Source organism: Aquabacterium sp. (assembly GCF_014378415.1).
Lineage (GTDB): Bacteria > Pseudomonadota > Gammaproteobacteria > Burkholderiales > Burkholderiaceae_C > Aquabacterium.
The window spans coordinates 1-22,934 of the sequence record NZ_JACMNS010000047.1 but is presented as its reverse complement, the minus strand read 5'-3'; the positions used below and the strand labels follow the sequence as shown (position 1 = coordinate 22,934).

17 protein-coding genes and 1 pseudogene are annotated in these 22,934 nt (G+C 65.5%); 7 read left to right on the top strand and 11 right to left on the bottom strand.

Annotation, left to right across the window (positions count from 1 at the left end; all coding sequences use genetic code 11):
- The 6 genes from H7225_RS04940 to H7225_RS04915 form a co-directional block, all read right to left on the bottom strand.
- Positions 1 to 1,041, bottom strand: a 1,041-nt coding sequence (locus H7225_RS04940; RefSeq protein WP_290659674.1) for a TonB-dependent receptor, incomplete at its 3' end; no start/stop codon positions are given.
- Between the two features lie 236 nt (positions 1,042 to 1,277).
- Complete coding sequence (locus tag H7225_RS04935; protein WP_290659673.1) at positions 1,278 to 1,661, bottom strand: hypothetical protein; 384 nt, start codon at positions 1,659 to 1,661, stop codon at positions 1,278 to 1,280.
- Between the two features lie 181 nt (positions 1,662 to 1,842).
- Positions 1,843 to 2,598: a Crp/Fnr family transcriptional regulator gene (locus tag H7225_RS04930; protein ID WP_290659672.1), complete on the bottom strand. Its 756-nt coding sequence runs from the start codon at positions 2,596 to 2,598 to the stop codon at positions 1,843 to 1,845.
- Positions 2,595 to 3,953, bottom strand: a complete 1,359-nt coding sequence (gene ccsB, locus H7225_RS04925; protein ID WP_290659671.1) for a c-type cytochrome biogenesis protein CcsB — start codon at positions 3,951 to 3,953, stop codon at positions 2,595 to 2,597. Before ccsB ends, H7225_RS04930 begins: the two co-directional genes overlap by 4 nt.
- Positions 3,954 to 3,974: 21 nt before the next feature.
- Positions 3,975 to 6,137, bottom strand: coding sequence for a cytochrome c biogenesis protein ResB (locus tag H7225_RS04920; RefSeq protein ID WP_290659670.1), 2,163 nt, complete (start codon positions 6,135 to 6,137; stop codon positions 3,975 to 3,977).
- A gap of 112 nt (positions 6,138 to 6,249) precedes the next feature.
- The gene (locus tag H7225_RS04915) at positions 6,250 to 6,876 is read right to left on the bottom strand and encodes a c-type cytochrome (RefSeq protein WP_290659669.1); all 627 of its coding nucleotides are present in this window, start codon (positions 6,874 to 6,876) and stop codon (positions 6,250 to 6,252) included.
- Between the two features lie 49 nt (positions 6,877 to 6,925).
- Between H7225_RS04915 and yihA the strand changes: the two genes are divergently transcribed.
- Positions 6,926 to 7,684, top strand: a complete 759-nt coding sequence (yihA, locus tag H7225_RS04910; RefSeq protein WP_290659668.1) for a ribosome biogenesis GTP-binding protein YihA/YsxC — start codon at positions 6,926 to 6,928, stop codon at positions 7,682 to 7,684.
- Between the two features lie 81 nt (positions 7,685 to 7,765).
- On the opposite strand, the gene H7225_RS04905 is transcribed toward yihA, so the two are convergent.
- The 4 genes and pseudogenes from H7225_RS04905 to fba form a co-directional block, all read right to left on the bottom strand.
- Entirely contained in the window at positions 7,766 to 8,677 is a 912-nt protein-coding gene (locus H7225_RS04905; RefSeq protein ID WP_290659667.1) for a phosphoribosylaminoimidazolesuccinocarboxamide synthase, read from the bottom strand.
- Between the two features lie 82 nt (positions 8,678 to 8,759).
- Positions 8,760 to 9,551 carry a DUF481 domain-containing protein gene (locus H7225_RS04900; protein ID WP_290659666.1) on the bottom strand — a complete coding sequence of 264 codons (792 nt, stop codon included), beginning with the start codon at positions 9,549 to 9,551 and terminating at the stop codon, positions 8,760 to 8,762.
- Positions 9,552 to 9,643: 92 nt separating this feature from the next.
- A pseudogene (locus H7225_RS04895) lies at positions 9,644 to 9,736 on the bottom strand (glutathione S-transferase); the annotation flags it as partial.
- A 98-nt stretch (positions 9,737 to 9,834) separates the two neighbouring features.
- Complete coding sequence (gene fba, locus H7225_RS04890; protein ID WP_290659665.1) at positions 9,835 to 10,899, bottom strand: class II fructose-bisphosphate aldolase; 1,065 nt, start codon at positions 10,897 to 10,899, stop codon at positions 9,835 to 9,837.
- A 303-nt stretch (positions 10,900 to 11,202) separates the two neighbouring features.
- Here fba and H7225_RS04885 point away from each other — a divergent pair, with 303 nt between their 5' ends.
- The gene (locus H7225_RS04885; protein WP_290659664.1) at positions 11,203 to 13,074 is read left to right on the top strand and encodes an ATP-binding protein; all 1,872 of its coding nucleotides are present in this window, start codon (positions 11,203 to 11,205) and stop codon (positions 13,072 to 13,074) included.
- Here the strand turns inward: H7225_RS04885 and H7225_RS04880 are convergent.
- The gene (locus H7225_RS04880) at positions 13,026 to 13,799 is read right to left on the bottom strand and encodes a hypothetical protein (protein WP_290659663.1); all 774 of its coding nucleotides are present in this window, start codon (positions 13,797 to 13,799) and stop codon (positions 13,026 to 13,028) included. The genes H7225_RS04885 and H7225_RS04880 overlap by 49 nt on opposite strands.
- A 231-nt stretch (positions 13,800 to 14,030) precedes the next feature.
- Here H7225_RS04880 and H7225_RS04875 point away from each other — a divergent pair, with 231 nt between their 5' ends.
- The 5 genes from H7225_RS04875 to H7225_RS04855 form a co-directional block, all read left to right on the top strand.
- Entirely contained in the window at positions 14,031 to 15,419 is a 1,389-nt protein-coding gene (locus H7225_RS04875) for an efflux RND transporter periplasmic adaptor subunit (RefSeq protein ID WP_290659662.1), read from the top strand.
- A 4-nt stretch (positions 15,420 to 15,423) separates the two neighbouring features.
- The gene (locus H7225_RS04870) at positions 15,424 to 17,610 is read left to right on the top strand and encodes a biotin/lipoyl-binding protein (protein WP_290659661.1); all 2,187 of its coding nucleotides are present in this window, start codon (positions 15,424 to 15,426) and stop codon (positions 17,608 to 17,610) included.
- A gap of 25 nt (positions 17,611 to 17,635) precedes the next feature.
- Positions 17,636 to 19,591, top strand: a complete 1,956-nt coding sequence (locus H7225_RS04865) for a DEAD/DEAH box helicase (protein WP_290659660.1) — start codon at positions 17,636 to 17,638, stop codon at positions 19,589 to 19,591.
- A 5-nt stretch (positions 19,592 to 19,596) separates the two neighbouring features.
- Entirely contained in the window at positions 19,597 to 20,676 is a 1,080-nt protein-coding gene (locus H7225_RS04860) for an efflux RND transporter periplasmic adaptor subunit (protein ID WP_290659659.1), read from the top strand.
- 30 nt (positions 20,677 to 20,706) lie between these two features.
- The coding region (locus tag H7225_RS04855; protein WP_290659658.1) for a DUF4347 domain-containing protein at positions 20,707 to 22,934 on the top strand (2,228 nt) is incomplete at its 3' end.

Sequence of the window (22,934 nt, the reverse complement as noted above, 5' to 3'; positions counted from 1 at the left end):
GGCCAGTTGCGTGCGCCAGGTCAAGCGGGCATCGATGCCTGCGAATGAACGGTCCAGGTCGATGATGCCGCCAGGGTGGGCCACCCCGTTTTGTCCGGCATTGGCAGGAATGGACTGAAACTGCAGGGCCTGCCGCGTGCCGGTGTACCCCAGCAAACGCAACTCGCCAAAGCTCAGCGGCTTTTCATAAACCACGCCCAATTGGCTGTTGCCGATGTCCTTACGGGTGTTGTACAGGTAGGCACTGGCCGTGGCCTGCTTCCGATTGATGGCCAGCTCTACCTTGGTCAACCCCAAGGGATCCTGCACCTGCGGCATGTTCAGATAACTGCCCACCACCGTCACCGTCGAGCGGTCCGGCAGCGACCACTTCAGCTTGGCGTTGACCTGGTCGCGCTGCGCCCCGCTGTGCTCGCGAAAGCCCTTGGTTTCAAAGTGGCTGGCATTGATCACGTAGTTGATCTGCCCGGTCTCGCCGCCCAGCTTGACCGACTCGCGGTGAAAGCCATCGCGGCTCACCGCGTAGCCCACCGTCACCTCCGGCCTGGGCGGGCCGTCTTCGGTGAAGACCTGGATCACGCCGCCCGCCGCATTGCCATAAAGCGCCGACATCGGGCCTCGCAGCACCTCAATGCGTTGGGCCGAGCCCAAGTCGATCGACGACGCCTGGCCTTGCCCATCCGGCATGGTCAGCGGAATGCCGTCGGCGTACAAACGCACGCCGCGCACGCCAAAGGTGGCGCGCGAGCCAAAACCTCGGCTGGAGATCTGCAGGTCTTGCGCGTAGTTCTGGCGGTTCAGCACCGACAGGCCAGGCACGCGCGTCAAGGCCTCCGACAGGTTGACCAGCGGGCCGGCGCTGCGCAGCGTCTGGCCGGTGACGGCGTCCACGGATGCCGCAATGTCAAACGCGGATTGGGCCGTGCGCGTGGCCGTCACCACCACGTCGGGCAGCGATTGCGCAGCAGCGTTTTGCACCAGGGTGACCAGCGCCGCGCCCAAGGCCAGGGTCAACAAGGTGGGGCGAAAATTCGACTTCATCAGGAAATCCTTGCAGTCAGTTCCAAACAAACGATTGGACAGCCAGGTTTGTAGCCGTTTTTCTGACCCAAAGGCTCCCTTGCTTGAGGGAAGGGATTCCCATGATGAAACGAACCCTGTTTATCGAGACAATCGCCCACAAATTTGAATACGCAGGTTTCCAGATATGGGTTTGATCATGAATCCGAGCCTTTCCCAGATGTTGTCGATGGCGCTGGTGGCCAGCACCTTTGGCGCTACAGCGTGTCGCCCAAGTCGGTGGACACGACCTCGGCGACCTTGGCCCCCAAGGGCTCGCTGCCAAACAGTTGCAGCGAGTAGTTTTTCATCTGGTCGCGCACGTTCTTGCGGTTGAACAGCTTTTGCTGCGCCTCAAGGGGCAGGTCGGTGACCATGAGGACGTTGCGCTGGATCAGCGCATCGATCAGGTCCTCCAGCACCCGAACCAGGTCGGCGTCCAGGCTCGCAAACTGGCGAGCTGGCTGATCGTCGCCACCACCGCCACCACCCAGGAAGGCCCGCACCCGGGAATCTTCAGACGCCAGGAAATCAGCCCCCGCTTGCGGGTCGCGGTGCAAGCTGCTGATCTGACCGTCGGTGGTGAGCAGGGCGTAGGGCATGGTGACCCATTATCGGCAGGATGGCCCAGAACTGAAAAGTCTCACAGCGTCAGCAGGTACTGGACCAGGTTGCTCACCACCTTGCCGATTGCATGCACGCATGGTCGGGGCACCAGCACTTCAACGCTGTCGGATGAACGACAAAACAGGGATGAACCTTGCGAAGATCGGCTCCAATCGGTTAGCCCGGAGTCGTCCGGCCCGAAGGCCCGATCTGCCCCAGCAAAGCCTTGTCCGCGCTGGACAAGCCCGCCACGGCCACCAGTTGCCCCAGGTCCAGCACCTCGATGCGCCCATAGGCCACCTGCACCACGCCCTGGTCCTGCAGGCTTTGCAGGATCTGGTTGGTGGTCTGGCGCGACAGGCCCAGCATCATGCCCAGTTGCGCCTGGCTGATGGGCAGCACGCAGTTGCCCTCCTTGCCCGCCGCGTGGGCCAGCATCACCAGGCGGCGCGTCAGGCGCAGGTCGGCCGGCAGCAGGGCCAGGTCCTCCATGCCGATGAAGGCAAAGCGCACCTTCAGCGACATCAGCACGCCAAAGTCACGCCAGTAAACAGGGCAGCGGGACAGCAACTCGTTGAGCGGCGCCATGGGCACGAACAGCAAGCGCGTGACGGCATCGGCGACGGCGTTGTGGGTGCGCGGCAGGTGGTCGAACAAGGCGATCTCGCCCAGCCACATGGGTGGCTCAACCATCGACAGGATGGCTTCCTTGCCCGCCTCGGTCACGCCCGAGATGCGCAGGCTGCCTTCCAGCACCGCGTAGATGCCATCGGCCGCGTCACCGCGAAAGAACAGGTGCTCACCGGCCTTCAGGCGCCGGGGCGTGGCCAGCGCCAGCAGATCGTTCTCAAGGCCAGACGACAGGCTGCCAAACCACGAGTCGGTGCGCAATTGGGCCCGCAGCTCGGGCGTGACCCAAGAGGCGGGGCTCACAGCTGGCCGTAGGAGTGGAGGCCAGACAGGAACATGTTCACGCCCAGGAAGGCGAAGGAGGTGACCAGCAAACCGCCCAAGGCCCACCATGCCGCGAAGGTGCCGCGCAGGCCCTTCATCAGGCGCATGTGCAGCCAGGCCGCGTAGTTCAGCCACACGATCAGGGCCCAGGTTTCCTTGGGGTCCCAGCTCCAGTAGCCGCCCCAGGCCTCGGCGGCCCAGAAGGCGCCCAGGATCGTGGCGATGGTGAAGAAAGCAAAGCCCACGGCGATGGCTTTGTACATGACGTCGTCCAGCACCGCGAAGTCGGGCAGCTGGGCGGCCAGCTTGCGGCGCGCGCCCAGGATGGCGGCCACGATGACGGCGGCGATGCCGAAATACACGGCCCAGTAGCTGCTCATGGCCTGCTCGGCGCCGGGCTTGGCGCGGAACACCAGGGGCTCGAAGCACAGGGCCACGCCGATCAGCCACAAGGGCGCCAGCTTCCACCAGCGGGTCTCGGTGGCGTGGCTCTTGACCAGGTAAGCAAAGGCCACCATGGCCGACATGGCGAAGGTGCCGTAGCCAATGAAGTTGGCCGGCACGTGCAGCTTCATCCACCAGCTTTGCAAGGCGGGCACCAAGGGCTGGATCTCGCTGGCACCACGCTCCAGCGCGTACCACAGCAAAAAGCCCACAGCCGCGCTGACCACCAGCATCACGAAGGCGCCCAGCGCCATCAAGGACTGCCCGGCCTTGGCGAAGCGGTCTTCGTAGTACAGCCAGAACAGCGTGGTCATCCACGAGAACAGCACGAAGACTTCGTACAGGTTGCTGACGGGAATGTGGCCGATGTCAGGGGCGATCTGGTGGCTCTCGAACCAGCGCACGAAGGTGCCGATCAGGGCCATGAAAACACCGGCCCAGGCGATGCGCGAACCCAGCCGCGCACCGGTGACACCCTTGCTGAACACGCCCAACCAGTAAAAGATGGTGCTCATGAAGAACAGCACGCTCATCCACAAAATAGCGCTCTGGCTGGATAAAAAGTACTTGAGCCAGAACACCTTGTCGGCCTGTGCCAGGTCGGCGCCGTAGTCGTCGGTGGCGCGCATGTACAAGGTCATGGTGCCCCAGGTGGCCAGGCCTGACAGCAGCAACAACACCCGGATCGGACCCCAGAACCAGGCCAGGGCAATGATGCTGGGAACGGCCGCCGCCAGGATGCCGCGTTCGTAGACGTCCATCGAGGCGCCGTGGGCGTGGAAGGCCCAACCGCCCAAGGCCACCACGATGGCCGCGAAGGCCCAGTCGAACAACGAGCGGCGCCAGGCGCCAGAGGGGGCGGCGGGCAAGGGGTGTGCAGAAGTCGTCATGAGGGGCTCACTACTTTCAAATCAGGCGCGCGTGTCAAGCGTCAGCACAGCGGTTTTGAGCCGCTCGAATTCGGCATCGGTGTCCAGGGTGTGGCGGGTGGCCGACAAGGCCATCCTGAACTGGGTGCCGCCAGCATCGTCGCTGTGCAGCCAGACCCACAGGCGTCGCTCGCGGATGTAGAGCATGGCGAAAACGCCCACAATCAGCAAGAAACAGCCCAGATAGACCACGTTGCGCCCCGGGGTGCGGGTGACCTGGAAAACGCTGGCCTGGCGCTGCTCGAAACCGTCCAGCATCAGCACCACCGGCACGGGGTACAAAAACGCGTCGGACATGGACAGCACCGACTGCGTCATGAAGGCACGGCTTGAGTCCAGCTCCATCGACAAGGCGGGCAGGCCCGCTTTTTCACGGCTCAGGTTCATCAGCTCGGCCAGGGCGCCATTGAGGATGCGCACCAAGGTCTCGGAGGTGCGTTCACGTTCGGCCTCGGGCACCACTTTTTCAATGAAATCCGACAGGGATTGAAGGCCGCCGGGCGGCTGCGTGGGCGCAGGCTCGCCTTGCGCACGCGGCGACTCGATGGCCCCGGCGAACAAATCCAAAGCGCGCTGGGCCGAAACACCCAATTGGGCAGCCAGCTCAGGGCGGTCGGGCGGCGCCCCATGCAGGGAAAAACGGCGCACGGCCTCACCGCGCATGGCCTCGTCGCCCAAAGCCTGGCGCAGGCGCAACCAGCCGTCCATGCTGTTGTTCTCATCGGCGGGCACCCGCAGGAAGCGGAAATTGCTGGAGGGCGTCTCGCGCACACCCAGCAGGAACATCGCCTGGCCATGGAGGTTCACGGGCACCATGTAGTTCTGGTACTCACGCGCCTGGCCGGCGGCATCGCGCAGCTTGTAGGTCACCGAGGGGCCCACATTGACCAACGTCTTGTCGCCCGGGGGCTTGGCGCCCGAGCCCAAGTGCTTGCTCAGATCCGCCAGGTTCACGCCGCGCACATCGGTCTTGTCTTCGCCCCCGCTTTGGGCCTCGGAGAGGTTCTCGACGTTGATCACGCGCAGGCCGGTGATCTCAACCTTGACCTGGCCTTGGGCATCGGAGGCCAGTGGCAAGGCGTCGCCATTGACCACACCGTGGATCACCGCAGGCGACGTCCCCAGGCCCTTGCCGCTCAAGAATACCGGCTTGAGGCTGACCTGCGAGCCACCATCTTCAAAACTGGACTGGAAGATGCTGACGCCGTCGTAGACCACGGGGTGGTTGACCTCGACCGTGGCGGTTTGGGTGGTGTTGGTGCGCGGATCGTGGATGACGATGTCGCTGGCGAAACGCTTGGGCATGCCCGTGGCGTAGTAGTCCACGTTGAATTTTTTGAGTTCGACCTCGAAGGGCAAAGGCTGCAGCAACATGCCCTTGTCGAGGTTGAGCACCGCCGAGTTGGAGCGCTGGCCTTCGGCCACGAACAACTGCGCCCGGTAGGCCGGGTTGTTCACGCTGAGGCGGCTTTGGTCGGTGGCTTGGCCGCCTTTGAAAGGCTGCAGATTTTGCGCCCAGGCCTGCACCTTGACGATCAGGTCCCCATCAAACAGCCCGCCCACGCACACCAACACGATGGCCGAATGCGCGGCGATGTACCCCAGCTTGTTGGCCGCGCCCAGCCGCGCTGCGATCATCACGCCCGCCGCCTTGCCAGCGCCGCCCGTGCGCACCTGGCTCTTGATGGACCAGCCCGTGCTGGACAGCAATTGCTGCACGCGGGCCTGGGCCTGCGCCAAAGGCATGGCCAGCGCGCCTTCGGACCGGTGGTGGAAGGCGTTCAACGCCTGCTCGCGGATGCCTTCCTTGTGGTTGCGAAAATCGACCAGGATGCGGGGCGCGTTGCGTGCGATGCACAGGCTGGTCGAGGTGACCAGGAATGCCAGGATCAGCAAAAACCAAGGCGAGCTGTAGATGCGGTACAGGCCCAGGGCGCCGTACACCTCGGCCCAGAAGGGCCCGAACTGCTCGACGTAATTGCTGGCCGGTTCGCCCTGGCGCACCACGGTGCCAATGGCCGAGGCCACGCAAATCACCGTGAGCAGTGAAATCGCAAATCGCATGGACGACAACAACTCCAGCAAATCGCCCCGCAAGGAGCGCGCTGGCGCTGGGGCCATCGGGAGGTCAGCAAAAGAGCTCATGTGTCACTCAACTTCACGGGCACAAAAAAGGCGGCAGCCTGGTGGCCCCGCCTGGATGATTGCCTTTTCAGGGTCGAGCCGGAATCGGCACCGACCCGACCTGCGCCGGGATTCAGCGAAGACCAGCGATGTAATCAGACACGGCGTCGATTTCCTTGTCGCTCAGGTTGGCGGCGATGGCGCTCATCGAGACGTTGTTGGTGCGGTCACCCTGGCGGAAAGCCGTCAACTGCGCCTTGACGTAGTCGGCGTGTTGGCCGCCCAAACGGGGATATTGCGCCGGGATGCCTGCGCCCGTGGGGCCGTGGCAAGCCGCGCAGGCCGGCACCGTTTTCTTGGCAATGCCGCCACGGTAGATTTTTTCACCCAAAGCCACGGTGTCTTGGTTCTTGGCGAAGCCGTCTTTGGCCTTTTTGCCCGCGTAGAAGGCCGAGACATTGCGGATGTCTTCAGGCGTGAGCGCTGCGGCCATGCCGGTCATGACGGCGTTTTTGCGAATGCCCGCTTTGTACTCGGTCAATTGCTTGGCCAGGTACTGGGGGTGTTGACCCTGCAGGATGGGGTAGGTGGCGGCGCCACGCGAGCCATCGGCCGTGTGGCAGGCGGCGCACACGGCGGCCTTGGCTTCGCCTGCGGCCAGGTCAGGTTTGGCGACGGCTTTGGATTCGGACCCATGGGCCACACCCGACAGGGTCAAGACCATCGAGGCAAGGGCAATCAGACAGGAAAGACGCTTCATGACGGTGTGTGGGTTTGAACTGTGAAACTCATTGATTTTACAATGCCTGATGACCGAACCTACGATTTCCCCGAAAGACGCCCTCGCCTGGACCCACACGGCTCGGTTTTTAACCACCGCCGCCAAGCTGGAACAGCTCCCACCCTCGGAGTTACCCGAGGTCGCTTTCGTGGGCCGCTCCAACGCTGGCAAGTCCACCGCGATCAACACCCTGGCCCAGCAACGCCAGTTGGCGTTTGCCTCCAAAACGCCGGGGCGCACCCAGCACATCAACCTCTTCCAGGTGGGCCCCAAGGCGGCGCCCAACCTGCATTGGGCCGACTTGCCTGGCTACGGTTATGCCGCCGTGGACCGCACCGCCAAGCTGCGCTGGCAAGAGGTGATGGCCCAGTACCTGGCCGTGCGTCGCAATTTGACGGGCGTGGTGCACATGGTGGATTCGCGCCACGGTTTCACCGAACTGGACCGCAATCTGCTTGAATTTGTGGGCCCGCGCGTGAGCATGGGCGAGGTCAAGCTGCTGGTGCTGCTGACCAAGGCCGACAAGCTGAACCGCAAAGAGGCCGATGCCGCCCTACGCGGCGCCAAAGAGGTGCTGAGCGCCTTGCAAACCGAGGCCTCTGACATGAACATCATGCTGTTCTCGTCAGTCAAGAAAACCGGCGTGGGTGAGGCTGCCGTGATGCTGCGCGGCTGGGCGACGACCGAAGAGGTGGCCGTGCGCGAGGCTGAGTTGGCGGCCATCCGGGCGGCCGAGCTGGCGGCGCTGAATGGGGATGACGAGGATGGCAGGCGTCGGCGGAGGTGATTTGCGCGCCTGATTGACGCCCCGACCACGGCCAAGTGGCGCGGACCGGGCCATTGGCTTCACCTCATCCGGGGGGCCCGGTCAGGCGCCCGTCAACCGCGTCAAGGCTTCGCGGTACTTGGCCGCCGTGTGCTCGATCACCTCGGCGGGCAACGCGGGCGAGGGCGCGGTCTTGTCCCAGGGCTGGCCATTGACCTGGGCCTGCTCCAGCCAATCGCGCAGAAACTGTTTGTCGTAACTGGGCGGGTTGGCGCCAGCGTTGAAGGCGGCTTCGTAGCCTTCGGACGGCCAGAAGCGCGATGAATCGGGGGTCAGTACCTCGTCCATCAGGGTCAGCGTGCCCTGCTCGTCCAGCCCAAACTCGAACTTGGTGTCGGCGATGATGATGCCTTTGGTCAAGGCGTAGTTGGCGGCGTCCTGGTAGAGCTGGATCGACACCGCGCGCACGCGCTCGGCCAGGTCAAGCCCGATGATCTCGACCATCTTGTCGAAGCTGATGTTCTCATCGTGGTCGCCCATCTCGGCCTTGGTGGCGGGTGTGAAGATGGGCTCGGGCAGCTTGCTGGCGTTCTTCAGGCCGGCGGGCAGTTTCACGCCGCAGACCTCGCCGTTGTGCTGGTATTCCTTCCAGCCGCTGCCGGCCAGGTAGCCGCGCACCACGGCCTCAACCGGCAAGGGCTTGAGCTTCTTGACCAGCATGGAGCGGCCTTCAACCTGGGCACGCTCATCGGCCGACACGGCGCTGACCGGCTCATCGCCCGTCAGGTGGTTGGGCACCACGTTTTTCAGCAGCTCGAACCAGAACAGGGCCATCTGTGTGAGCAAGGCACCCTTGCCGGGAATGGGCTCGCCCATGATGACGTCGAAGGCGCTGATGCGGTCGGAGGCCACCATCAGGATGCGGTCGGTACCCACCGAGTAGTTGTCGCGCACCTTGCCACGGGCAAGCAAAGGCAGGGATTGCAGGGCGGAGGTGTGCAGGGCGGAGGTCATCAACGGTCGGCTTTCATCGTCATCTTCAAAACGGATCGGGGCACGCGGCCCCAGCCGAGATTGTGCCGCTCAATCCACCGTCTTAATCCAAGGTCAATTGCACGCCAGTCACGACCAGGGTATCGGTCTTCTTCAAGCCGGTGCCCGGATCGCTGTTGTAGCGCATGCTGGCATTCACGGACAGTTTCAGCTTGGCGGTCATGGCCACGGCCAGCCCAGCCTTCCATTCGGCCCGCAAGCCACTGCTGTCCAGCGCGGGCGACAGTGACAGTTGCTGCTTGAACGTGGTGTTGTCCGTCAGGCGGTGGCTGGAGTTTTCTCCCAACAACATTTCAACCCGCCCCAGCGACGTGCGGATTTCGTCGTTCACCAGGGTGGGCTTGGCGTAGCGGTCTTGCGCATAGCCCAGGCCGGCGGTCACGTCGAAAATGGTTTCGGGCGTTTCGATCACGTGGTAACCGGCGCCGCCACCGGCGGTGACCCGCAAGTCGAGGTTGGCCGGCCGGTCCCGCAGGCCGCCCACCTGGCCGAACAGGAAGACCAGCGGGGTCACGTTGTGGTCGTAGCGGCTGTCGGCGGCCACTTGCTCGGCCGTGGTGCCTTTGGCATCCTTGGCGTACATCAGGCGGCCGTTCACCGTCCACTTGCCATGGGCGCTGAGGCGGGCGCCGTCAGCGTTGAAGGTGGCGCTGGACGACTCGGTGTTGCCCGAGGACACGCTGGCGCCCAAGCCCAACTCCCAACGCCAGTGGTCGAGCTTGACGCTGGGGGGCGGCGGCGCGACGAGGGCGATGGGCGCGAGCGACTGGGCCACGGCAGCGCCACTGGCACCGATCAGAACCACCAAGGCGGTGAAACGCTGAAGCAACTGCATCGATTTCAGAGCCCCGCTGCGGCTTTCGTGGCCGACACCGCGCGCACCTGGTCGGCCTTGCGGTCGGCGGCCAGCCAGGGGTCGGTGGGCACCAGCACGTCTGCGAAGGGCACGCTTTTCTCAAGCAGGGCCAGCTTGACCTTGTTGTCATAGTTGGACAAGGAAAAGCCGTGTAGTTTGAGCATCGGGCGGGTCTCCAAAGAAAAAAGCCGACCCCAAGCTTAACGCTGGTGTCGGCTTCGTGCGCCCGCCGCGCCGTAAAGCGCCGCGCTGGTGCGGGATATCAGGCCACCACTTGGGCCAGCTTGCCGTTGGCGTACTGGGCGGCGATGTCCACCAGGCTGACGGCCTTGATTTTGCTGCCCTGGCCTTCGCAGCCGAACTCCATGTAGCGCTGCTTGCAGATCTGCTTGGCGGCTTCGCGGGCGGGCTTGAGCCACTCGCGGGCATCGAACTTGTCGGGGTTCTCGAACAAGAACTTGCGCACGGCGGCCGTCATGGCCAAGCGGATGTCGGTGTCGATGTTGATCTTGCGCACGCCGAACTTGATGGCCTCTTGGATCTCTTCCACCGGCACGCCGTAGGTTTCCTTCATCTTGCCGCCGTACTGGTTGATGATGGCCAGCAACTCAGCGGGCACCGACGAGGAGCCGTGCATCACCAGGTGGGTGTTGGGGATGCGCTTGTGGATCTCTTTCACGCGCGAAATCGCCAGGATGTCGCCCGTGGGCTTGCGCGAGAACTTGTAGGCGCCGTGGCTGGTGCCGATGGCAATCGCCAGCGCATCCAGCTGCGTTTCGCGCACAAAGATGGCGGCTTCTTCAGGGTCGGTCAGCATCTGGCTGTGGTCCAGCTTGCCCACGGCGCCGATGCCGTCTTCTTCACCGGCTTCACCGGTTTCCAGGTTGCCCAGGCAGCCCAGTTCGCCTTCAACGGTCACGCCGACCTTGTGGGCCAGTTGCACGACGCGGCGGGTCACTTCGACGTTGTAGGCAAAGTCGGCCGGGGTTTTGCCGTCTTCACGCAATGAACCGTCCATCATCACCGAGCCAAAACCCAGGTCGATGGCGCCTTGGCAGATCAGGGGCGACTGGCCGTGATCCTGGTGCATCACCAGAGGCACGTGCGGGTAGGTTTCAACGGCGGCCTGGATCAGGTGCTTGATGAAAGACTCACCGGCGTACTTGCGGGCGCCCGCACTGGCTTGCAGGATGACGGGCGCACCAACCTCGTCGGCAGCGGACATCACGGCCTGCACTTGCTCCAGGTTGTTGACGTTGAAAGCCGGAATGCCATAGCCGTTTTCGGCGGCATGGTCCAGCAGTTGGCGCATGGAAACGAGTGGCATTTGAACCCCCAGAAAAGTCAGATGAATGATGGAAATGCAAAGCGCGGCAAACCCTGGGCCCACCGCACAACTGAGGTGGATTCTACTGATGTGACGTGACAAACGCGCCCCCCAGGTGAAGGGAGCGGACACAACACTTGCATGCAAGGTGTTTGACGCGGGGCAAAAGCCGACTCAAAATGAGTTGGGGTATTTTTCACTCAGTGCAACAATTGTCACGAATACTTGTCAGAATGGATCTCTGAATCCACAGCTGTGGCGCTGTGTTTCACATATTCATTGTTCGTGGTGAGCTGTAACGCTATGAACCGCAAGTCCATGCCCAAATATTTCCTGGAATTGGATCCGGAACTCCGCCTGAAAATCAAGGCAGAACAGTTCCGCATGATGATGGCGATGGCGACGCCAGCCACGGTGGCTGCGACGCTGTTTGCTGTGCTGACCACGCTGTTTTTCCACCATCAGGTGGCCAATTCATGGGTGCATTGGTGGTTGGGCCTGAAAATCACCATCGCCGTTCCGCGCATCCTCCAACAGGAATGGCACAAATACCGAGGCGCCCCAGCTTCGCAAAATTGGCAACGGGCCACGTTGCTGTTGATGTTCATCGACGGCTGCGTTTGGGGTTTGGCCGGGATCTGGCTCACCCCCGCCAACGATTTGCTCACCTCGACCCTGATTGGCGTGGGTTTGGCCGGCGTGGCCACCCTGGCCACTTTCACGCTTCATTCCAATTGGGTCAATAACGTCGCTTATTGCGTGCCGATGGTGCTGCCGGCGGCTTTTGTATTTTTGAACCGACACGATCCGCTGAGTTTGTACACCGGCACTGGCCTGCTGGTGTTTTTGTGTTGCCTGCTGGCGGTGGCCTGGCGGGGCCAAAAACACATCGTCGAATTGATTCGCCTGCGTTTCGTGACCGACCGAATCGCCCACGACCGCGAAACTGCCCTGCAATTGGCCGAGCGCCAAAATGCCATGAAAAGTCAGTTTGTGGCCACCATGAGCCACGAATTACGCACTCCGCTGCACGGCATCCTGGGCCTGACCCGCATGATCCAATCGGCCGCCGCCGACCTGGACCTCGAAAACCGCAAGCGGCTGGGCCTGGTGGAGCGCTCGGGCGAGCACCTGCTGTCCATCATCAACGACATCCTGGATTTCTCGCGCATCGAGGCCGGGCACCTGTCGGTCGAGAACCAACCGTTTGACCTGAGCGATGTGCTGGACGACCTGGTGGCGCTGACCTCGGTGACGGCCTCGGGCAAGGGCTTGACACTGCTGACGCAGGTGCAGTTACCGCGCCCCTGCTACGTGGTCGGCGACGCGGCGCGCGTGCGCCAGATTTTGCTGAACCTGATCGGCAACGCGGTGAAGTTCACCGAGCGTGGCCAGATCCGCTTGAGCGCCCACCGGGCAGCTGACCAGGATGGCCAGGCCAGCCCCGTGGTGATGCGCGTCTCCGACTCGGGCATCGGCATCGCGCCACAAGACCTGTCCAGCATCTTCGACCCGTTTCACCAGGTCGACAACTCACTGGGCCGGCGTTTTGGCGGCACCGGCCTGGGCTTGACCATCTCGCGCGAGATCTGCCGGGCGATGCAGGGCGAGATCGCCTGCTCGAGCGTGCAAGGCCAGGGATCGAGTTTCGAAGTCACCTTGCCCTTGCCGGCCTACACCGCCGCGCAGGCACCCGCGCCCAGGCGCTACGACAGCAGCTCGCCATCGCCCCTGGATGCCAGCCGCACACCCGTGGCCTTGCATGGGCATGTGCTGCTGGCCGAGGACAACGAGGTCAACGCCATGGTGGTGGAAGCCCTGCTGCGCCGCCACGGCCTGACGGTGGAGCATGTGCCCGATGGCCTGGAAGTGGTGCACCGCATGTGCGGCAACCACCCGCGCCCTGACCTGGTGTTGATGGATTGCCAGATGCCGGCCATGGACGGTTTCGAGGCGACGCGCCAGATCCGGGCCGACGAACAGTCACGCGGCTTGACGCGCACGCCCGTGGTGGCCTTGACCGCCAGCGCCTTGGCCGAGGACAGCGAGCGCTGCCTGGGCGCAGGCATGGACGCCCACCTGCCCAAGCCCTTCCGCGAAGACCAGTTGCTGTCAGTGCTGCTGGCTCACCTGCCGCTGGCCACGCCGTCCATGTCGATGGTGCCGGCGGCCTGATCGGCCCGGCGCGGCCTGGCCCAACCGGAGCTCACGGCCGAAAAAACCTGAATGTCCGGGTGGTGGGTTTGAAACATGAAGCCATACAGCGGATGCTGGTTGGCGTGCCAGTTCCTTTCCGCCCCATAAACGTCGAACTTCAACACCTTGTGCTCGATGCCCCCGGCATGCTTCAAGGGTATTTTCCGGCCATCCCCGAAAATGTCCACATAACCCAATGCTTCATATATCCGGTCAAGTGGCCGGCGGGCCCCGATCAAAATGAAGGGCAACTGCATGGCACAGCAATACAGATAACAGGCTTTGATTAACGCCTGTCGGGTGGTGAACTGGTTATAACCGGGCCTGACCGAAAATCTGGTGATTTCAGTCAAGGCCTGTTTTTTCAAATCGGCAGGAATATCCACGCTGCCTTCCAGCAGCAAGGGCTGGTGCGTGTTGCTCTGCAGGCGGGCCGTGCCAATGGCCTCGCCGGTGATTTTGTCTTCGGCCAGGAAAATCACCGTGCCGGGCGATTTGTCGAGCGCGTCCGGAATCAACATGTTGTCGGCCATGTGGGGTAAATGGTGCCCATAGGCCGCCGACCTCAACTCACACACTTTTTGCAGCTGCTCTTCCGTTCGAACGAGCTTCATCACAAATGGCAGGCTGTTGTTAGACCCGCCTTGCTCTCCCAACTCATCATCCTTGGGGATTCGTGACGGTGACACGATGGAATACTGCATGTGTGCCTCTTGCGATTCAATACATTTTGTCGGGTTCTCAAGGATTTGGCACAAACCCTGAACCGTTTGAAAAATTTTGTCACACCTTGCCGCAATTTGATACACCAAACCACTTGGTTGAGGGGATTTAAACGAGGGGTTAGGCCACACTGCCCACGGCTTTTTCGGTGATCGCGCGCGCGCCGAACGTTGAATGATTCAGCCTTGTTGTCACCCACAAGGAAGCCGACGGTGTCTTCCCGCCCGCCTTTGGCGCCCGCCAACCCGGTCTTGCTGGCCGAGTTGGCCGCCACCAGCAGCGCCCGAGAGGGGGCGTTGCTGCTGCTGTCCACCCTGGCCACGCAAGTGGGCGCCAGCCGCGCCTGCCTGGCCTGGTGGCACCGTGGACACGCGGTGGCCGACGTGCAGTGGGCCGGCTCCGAAACACCCGACACGGCCGCTTTGCTGCCCACGCAACTGGGCGCGGCGCTGGACGAGGCCATCGACCAAGGCGTTACTTTGAGCTGGCCCCCAATCCTGGCCGACCACGCGCAATGGGTGACGCTGGCACACCGCACCCTGGCGCACCGTCTGGACGGTGCGGTGCTGAGCTTGCCTTTGCCTGCCGGCCCCACGCCCACTGGCGCGGTTGGCCTGGCGTGGGCGCGAGGCCACCCACCCATCACGCCCGCCGTGCAGCAGTTCATCGAAGCCACGGTGGCGCAGTGCGCCCCTTTGCTGGCCTTGCAGCGCCAGGCGCAGCGCCCCTGGCATTGGCATTTGCGGCAGGCGGCCGGGCGGCGCTGGCGTGAACTGAAAAACCATGAACACCCTTGGCGGCGACGCGGTTTGACGCTTGGCACCTTGGTGCTGGCGCTGCTGGCCCTGGTCCCCCTGCCCGACCGCATCGGTGGGCGTGGCCGCATCGAAGGCGCGGAGCAACGCGTGCTGGTGGCCCCCAGCGATGGCTTCATCAAGGCCACGCATGTGCACCCCGGTGACCGGGTCAAGGCGGGCCAGGTGCTGGCCGATCTGGCCGAGCAGGACCTGAAGCTGGAGCGCGACAAATGGACCAGCCAGATGGCCCAGCACGAGAACAGCTATGCGGGCGCCATGACCCGGGCCGACCGCTCCGACGCGGCCATGAGCCTGGCCAAGGTGCAGGAAGCCCAGGCGCAGCTCGCTTTGGTCGACGAGCAGTTGCAGCGCTCGCAGTTGAACGCGCCGTTTGATGGCGTGGTCATTCAGGGCGACTTGAGCCAGTCGATCGGCGCACCGGTGCGGCAAGGCGACGCCCTGCTGACGGTCGCCAGCACGCGGCACTACCGGGTGATCATCGACGTGGATGAAACCGATGTGGGCAAGGTGCACGTGGGCCAACCCGGCGCGATGGCCCTGTCGGCCTTGCCCTGGGACACGCTGGCCCTGCGTGTGGTGCGCATCACCCCACTGGCCCAGGCCCGGGAGGGCCGCAATGTGTTCGAGGTGCAGGCTGAGTTCACCAGCGCAGTGCCGCCCGAAGTGCGCCCCGGCCTGATGGGGCAAGCCAAGGTGGTGGTGGGCCAGCGCCCCTGGTTGTGGACGCTGGTGCGGCCCTTGCTGGAGCGCGCTCGGCTTGGGCTGTGGTCCTGGTGGGGCTGAGGCCATGCTGCAGCACAGCCCCCTTTCCAGCCCAGACTGGCACCGCGTGGCGGCATTGCGGCCGCGGCTGCGCCCGCGTGTCAGCGTGGAAGGCCAGTGGGTGCGCGGCCAACGCTGGCACGTGCTGCGCGACGACGACACCGGCCAGGCTTGCCGACTCAACGCCTCGGCCTACCGCATCGCCGCCCGATTCGATGGTCAACATGCGCTGCAAGACCTGTGGCCTTTGCTGGACAGCCATGCCGAGGCGCCCACGCAAGACGACATCGTGGCCGTGCTGCGGCAATTGCAAAAACAGCACCTGGTGGAGTTCGACGGCACGCCCGACTTTGGCGCAGCGACGTCGCCCCCATCGCCATGGACACCGCCGCCAAACGCCGATGATCAGGTGGGCAACACGAAGTCATCACTGATGGCCTGGCGCATCCCGCTGGGCAACCCCAGCCGCTGGCTGGACCGGGCCGAGCCTTTGGCGCGCGCGGTGTTCTCGGTGCCGGGGCTGCTGGTGTGGGGCCTGCTGATGCTGGGTTTGCTGACCGGCTTGTTCATGCAGGGCAACGCTCTGCAAGCCCACGCCAGCAGCTGGATGCACACCCCCCGGCACCTGGCCCTGTCGCTGGTGCTGTACCCCGTCATCAAAGCGATCCACGAGGCCGCGCATGCCCTGGCCGTGCGCCGTTGGGGCGGGCAAGTGCGCGAGGCCGGCATCACGCTGTTGATGCTGATGCCCGTGCCTTATGTCGATGCCTCGGCGGCCAACGCGTTTCGCCATGCCTGGCAGCGCATGCTGGTCAGCGCCGCCGGCATCATGGCCGAGCTGGCCATGGCCGCGCTGGGTTTGTGGCTCTGGCACAGCACCTCCGACGGCCTGTTGCACGATGCAGGCTTCGTGGTGTGGTTCATCGCTTGCGTGTCCACCTTGCTGTTCAACGCCAACCCTTTGCAAAGGCTGGACGGCTACCACGTCATGACCGACGCGCTGCACCTCCCCAACCTGGGCTCGCGCAGCCAGCAGTGGTGGCAGGCCCAGGGCCAACGCTGGCTCACGCAGCAAGACGATGGCTCACAACAAGACCGAAGGCCACAGGCGGCGCCGGGCGAACGCCCTTGGCTCGTCGCCTACGCGCCGCTGGCCTGGGCCTACCAGATGCTGCTGTGGGGCGCACTGGTGGTGTGGGCGGGCAGTGTGTCCAGTGTGCTGGGTTGGCTGGGCGGCGCGCTCGCCCTGTGCTTTGGCGTGATCAAACCCGCGTGGTCCTGGGGCCGCATCGCCTGGCAAGCGCTGCTGTGGCGCCCCCGCCAGGAACGCGCCTCGGCCCTGCGGCGCGTGGCGCTGCTGCTGGTGCCGCTGTTGGCGCTGCTCCTGCCCTGGCCCGATCACCTGGTGGTGCGCGGCGTGGTCTGGGCGCCCGACCAAGCCCTGGTGCGCACCGAGGTCGATGGCCTGATCCAGCGGGTTCACCAGGCCGATGGCGACACCGTCAAACCCGGCGATCTGCTGGTCACCCTGGACAACGCCAAGCTGCTGGCCCAGCGCGAGCGCCTGGCCGCGCAGGTCACGCAGGCCGAGCAGGACCAGTTCAACGGCATGGGCATTGGCCGGGACGCCGCCCAATCCGGCAAGGCCCAAGACGAGTTGCAGCGCCTGCAGGCCGAGGTGGCGCGCCTGGACGAGCAGATCGCGCACCTGCAAGTGCGGGCCCTGAGCGCTGGCCGACTGGTGCTGCCCAACGAGCACGACCTGCCTGGCCGCTACCTGCACCGGGGCGAGCTGCTCGGCCAGGTGCTGACCCAGCATCCGCCCACCGTGCGCGTGGCCGTGCGCGAAGCCGACGCCGTGCCCTTGCGCCAGCACCTGGGCGACGTGTCGGTGCGCCTGAGCAGCCAGCCCCATCGCGCCGAGCCGGGCACCCTGGTGCGCGATGCCGTGGGCGCCACCCGTCAGTTGCCCAGCGCGGCCCTGAGCGAGCAGCAAGGCGGCGACATCCAGACCGACCCGCAGGATGAACACCACGTGAACACCGTGCGCCCGGTGGTGCTGATGGACGTGCGCCTGGACCACGCCGCCCCGGCCCAACGCCTGGGCGAACGCGCCTGGGTGCGCTTCGACCAGGGCTGGTCGCCCCCGGTGGCGCAGTGGTGGCGGTGGGCCCGCCAGCGCGCAGACGCCGGCTTCAATCCGGGGCATTGAGGTGATCACCTTGCCCGCCTGGCCCATGGCAATCACGCCGCGCTGCGAGCCCCTTGCCCGCCCCGGCCCGCGCTGGGGCGCCTACCCCGAACGGCCCGAGCTCACCGAGCCACGCCTGCGCGGCACCTTGCCCCGGCCATGGCTGCCCACGTGGCTGCCCGCCCCCTGGCGCCTGGCCCTGTGCCAGCCCTGGTTGCACCAGCTTCGGCAACAAGCCGCCAGCATCCCGTGGGACCTGAACGCCTGCCGCCAAGCCTTGCGCCGCGAAGGATTCACCCCCGATACCGTGGCCCTGGCCCTGGCCCACGTGCTGCGCGCCACCGAACAGGCCCTGGGCCTGCGCCTGCACGACACGCAGTTGCTGGCCGCCACCCTGATGCTGGACCAACAACTGGTGGAGATGGCCACCGGCGAGGGCAAGACCCTGGCCATGGCCGCCGCCGCCGCCGTGGCCGCGCTGGCCGGCATCCCCGTGCACGTGGTCACCGCCAACGACTATCTGGCCGAGCGCGATGCGCACACGCTGGCGCCACTGTTCGGCGCGCTGGGCATCTCGGTGGCGCACATCGCCCCCGCCATGTCCTCGGAGCAGCGCCGCCCGGTCTACGTGCAAGAAGTGGTCTACGCCACCGCCAAGGAGGTCGCTTTCGACTACCTGCGCGATGGCCTGTCCGCCCCGCAAGGCGCCCCGCCCTTGCTGCGCGGCCTGAGCCTGGCCTTGATCGACGAAGCCGACAGCATCCTGCTGGACGAGGCCAGCGTGCCGCTGATCATCTCGGTCACGCAGCAAGGCCAGGCCGCGCAGCAGGCGCACCGGCGCGCCGTGTGGTGGCAGGCCCTGCACCTGGCCCGGCGCCTGCGCAGCGATGGCGACTACACGGTGGACACCAGCCGCCACAGCGCCGCCCTGACGCCCGCAGGCGAACAGCACATCGCCGGCCCGGCCGAGGCCCTGGGCGGGGTGTGGCGGCGCCCGCGTTTGCGCCGCGACCTGCTGGGCCTGGCCATCACCGCCTTGCACGCGCTTCAGCGCGACCAGCACTACCTGGTCCGCGAGGGCAAGGTCGAACTGCTGGACACCCTCACCGGCCGCGTCGCCGTGGGCCGCGTGTGGTCGCAAGGGCTGCACACGCTGATCGAGTTGAAGGAAGGTTGCACGCCGAGCGCGCCCACCGAAACCCTGGCGCAGATCACTTTTCAGCGCTTCTTCAAACGCTACTGGCGATTGGGCGGCTTGAGCGGCACCCTGGTCGAAGCGCGCGCCGAGTTGCGCAGCCTGTACGACCTGGACGTGGTGCGGGTGCCCGAGCGCCTGCCCAGCCAGCGCCAGACTTGGCCCACCCTCGTTTTTGCCACGCCCGATCAGCGCTGGGGCGCCATCACCGAGCGCGCCCTGCAGATGCAAGCCCAGGGCCGCCCCCTGCTCATCGGCACCGACTCGGTTCACGACTCCGAACAACTGTCACAGCACCTGCAGCAAGCCGGCATCGCGCACACCGTGCTCAACGCCCGGCAAGACCAGCACGAGGCCGACATCGTGGTGCAGGCCGGCCAAGCCGGGCGGGTGACGGTGGCCACGCGCATGGCCGGCCGGGGCACCGACATCATCCTGGACACGACTGCTTTGGCGGCGGGCGGCTTGCACATCATCCACTGCCAACGCAACGAGTCGCGGCGCATGGACCGGCAGCTGGTGGGCCGTTGCGCGCGCCAGGGGCAAGCAGGCAGCACAGAAGCGTGGATTTGTACCAGCATTTCGAATGACCCGCCCCCCCCCTCCGAACCTAAGCTAATGCGATGTATTCAATCCGCCATCGTTCACCGTTCAACCCCATCAGCATGGTGCTGGTGGCAACTGCGCCTGCCCCAGTGGCTGCAAGAGCGCAGACAGGCGGCGTTGCGGCGACAACTGCTCGAACAAGACCGGCAATGGGCTCAACAACACCGTCTCGCACGGCAAAGCCGTGGGCCCTCTGCCTAGGCGCCTTGCTGGGCTCCGTGGGGGCCGCCCATGCGGCACCGCCCAAGCCCGCAGGCTGCCTGATCGAACCCGACCAAGTGGCCGACGTGGGCTCGGCCGTCACCGGCATCATTGAAAAGCTGAACGTCGCCCTGGGCGAGCGTGTGCAAGCCGGCCAGTCGGTGGTGGTGCTGCGCGCCGACGTTGAACGCGCCAATGCCAACGCTGCCACCTTGCGCACGCAGATGGACGCCGAGGTCAAAGCCGCCGCCGCGAACCTGGCGCTGGCCCGGCAGAAAGTAGTGCGCACCCAGCAACTGGTGGCCAAGGATTTCGTCTCGCAACAAGCGCTGGACCAGGCCAATGCTGAGATGGAAGTGGCCGTGCAAAAGCACACCCTGGCGCGCAGCCAGCAACGCATCTACGGACAGGAACAGGCCATGGCGCAGGCGCAACTGGGTTTGCGCACTTTGCGCAGCCCCATCAACGGCATCGTCGTCGAGCGCTACAGCAACCTCGGCGAGCGCGTGGAAGACCGCCCCGTGCTGCGCGTGGCCAACATCGATCCGCTGCGCGTGTCGCTGATGGTGCCCATCACCCAATACGGCCAGGTCAATGTGGGCGATCGCCTGTCGATCCACCCGGAGCTGCCCGGCATCGGCACGGTCAGCGCCACGGTGCAGTATGTGGACAAGGTGGTGGACGCCGCCAGCAACAGCTTCCGCGTGCGCCTGAGCCTGCCCAACCCCGACCACCGCCTGCCCGCCGGCCTGCGCTGCAAGGCCGACTGGCCCGTGGCGGCCAACGGCGCGGCGCCCGTGCGGCCCGCCCCCCGCGCGGCACCGGCCCTGCCCGCGCCCACATCCATGCCCACATCCATGCCCATGCCCATGCCCATGCGATCCAAAGCCGTGGCCCATTCAAACACCTTGCCCGTGCACCTGCCCACGGCCACCGCGCCCGCGTCGACTTGGCTGAAGATGTCCCTGGCTTTGGCCCGCGTGCCCGCGCAACCCGTGTCGTCCAGGACCACATCGGCCGCGGTGAGCAAGGCCCGCCAGACGATCAGCCTGAGATTCAGCATCGCGCTGGCCGACGTCCGCTGAACCCGCCCGCCCGCATTGAACCCGCCCGGCATGCGCTTCCCGCCACCCCCCCACGTTCAAAGGCCCACCGCCGAGGCCATGGAGCCGCGCCTGCTGTACTCGGCCGATTTTTCGCCCGCTGCCTTCGTGGCTAGCGCGGCCACCGACGCCAGCCAGCAACGCCTGATTGACACCAGCTCGGCGCCCACACAAACCGCGCCCACCGCCGAAATCGTTTTTGTTGACGCCCGCGTGCCCGATCAGGCCAGTCTGCTGGCCGACCTGGCCGCGCAAGCCAAGGCGGGCCGCCCGATTGAGGTCGTGGTGATCGACGCCAACGAAGACGGCCTGGCCCGCATCACGCAAACCCTGGCCGACCGGCAAGGCATCTCGGCCGTGCATGTGATCTCGCACGGCGACAGCGGCTCGGTGCAGCTGGGCAACACCGTGCTCAACGAGCAGACCCTGGCCACGCGTGCGCAAGACATCGCCGCCTGGGGTCAGGCCCTGACCCTTGATGCCGACCTGCTGATCTACGGCTGCGACGTGGGCGCGCAAAACCAGGGCCAGGCCCTGGTGCAAGGCCTGGCCGCCCTGACCGGCGCCGACGTGGCCGCCAGCGACGACCTGACCGGCGCCACCCTGCAAGGCGGCGATTGGCGGCTTGAAGTGCAAAGCGGCCACATTGAAGCCCAGCTGGCGCCCAGCATTCAGGAACAGGCCGCCTTCAGCGGCGTGCTGGCCTCGGCCGTGCCCACGGGCAAGGGCGAGGCGGTGTGGGCCGACGCCAGCGACACCTCCGCGCAACACAGCTTTTTCGATGGGACCGCGGCCAACGGCGCCACGGGCACCGCCGCCACCGGCCAATGGACCTGGGTGAGCACGGCCGCTTCACCGAATCGCGACGAAACCATCGCCGTGGGCGTGACCAGCACCGGCACCATCACCGGCGAGGTCATCCGCGGCAACACCAGCACCCTGATCCCCTTGACGCTGGGCAGTGGCACCCCCACCGACCGCCAGGGCTTTGGCGTGGCCTATGAGCAGCGCAGCGGCGACGCCATGCTGGTGTGGAACGATGGCACCAACCTGCGCTACAGCCTCTACAACGGCAGCACCTGGACGGCCGCCGCCACCATCAGCGGCTACACCGGCGCCGCGCCGCAACACATGCAGCTGGTGTCCCAGCCCAACGGCGACGGCATGGCCTTGGTCATCAGCGACGCCAATGCCGACGACCACGCCCTGATCTGGGATGGCAACGCCTGGGGCCAGGCCATCACGCTGGACACCTCGGGCACCAGCGCCACCGACCAGACCTCGATCGCCGTGGCCTACGAGGCGAAAAGCGGCCACGCCATGGTGGCTTATGCCAAGGCCGCGGACGCCAATGTCTACTTCCGCGTCTTCGATGGCAGCAGTTGGGGCGCAGAGACCGCCGCCGGCAGCTATGCCGAGGCGGCCGCGCCAAAATGGCTGACCCTGGCCACCGACGCCACCAGCAACCGCATCGCCATGGGCCTGACCAGCAGCTCAGCCACGCAAACCTTCACGTCGTTCTCGGTGTGGAACCAGGGCGGCTCGCAGACCTGGGGCAACCGCACCGCCGTGGCCATCCAGAACACGACCACCAACGCGCCCACCGTCGCCGTCGCCTACGAAAGCAAAAGCGGCGACCTGCTGGCCGTGTACGGTAACACCAGCGTCAGCACCCAGTATCGAACCCTGGGCAGCACCGGGGTCTGGTCGGCCGTGCAAACCGGGCCCAATGCCAGCGGCTCGATCGGCGCACTGCGCCTGAGCAGCGACCCCACCACCAACAGCGTGATGCTGGGCATGCAGACCACGGGTGGCCGACTGTCATTCTCGGACTGGACCGGCGCCGCCTGGACCACCCCGGTCGTGGCCACCAGCAACACGGGCAGCTCGCTCACGCCCGCGTTCTCGTGGACCTTCCAGCCGCACATCGCCGGCAACACCACCAACACCTTGTGGCTGGGCAGCAGCAGCGCCAACTCCTCGGGCTGGGACGGCGTCAACGCGGTCACCAGCACCGAGGTGCTGGCGCTGGAGAACCCCGACCTGCAATACGGCAGCGGCACCAATTCAGACGGCACCTTCTCGCACGTGCTGGACATGGCGGCCTTTGGCGCCACCGGCCTGGATGACATCGCCTGGGTCTCGCGCGACGTGGTGCTGTCTGGCAGCCTGACTGTGCGCCGGGGCGATCTGCTGTTCTCGGTGCCCGCCACCGCCACCCTCACCAGCGCCAACAGCCT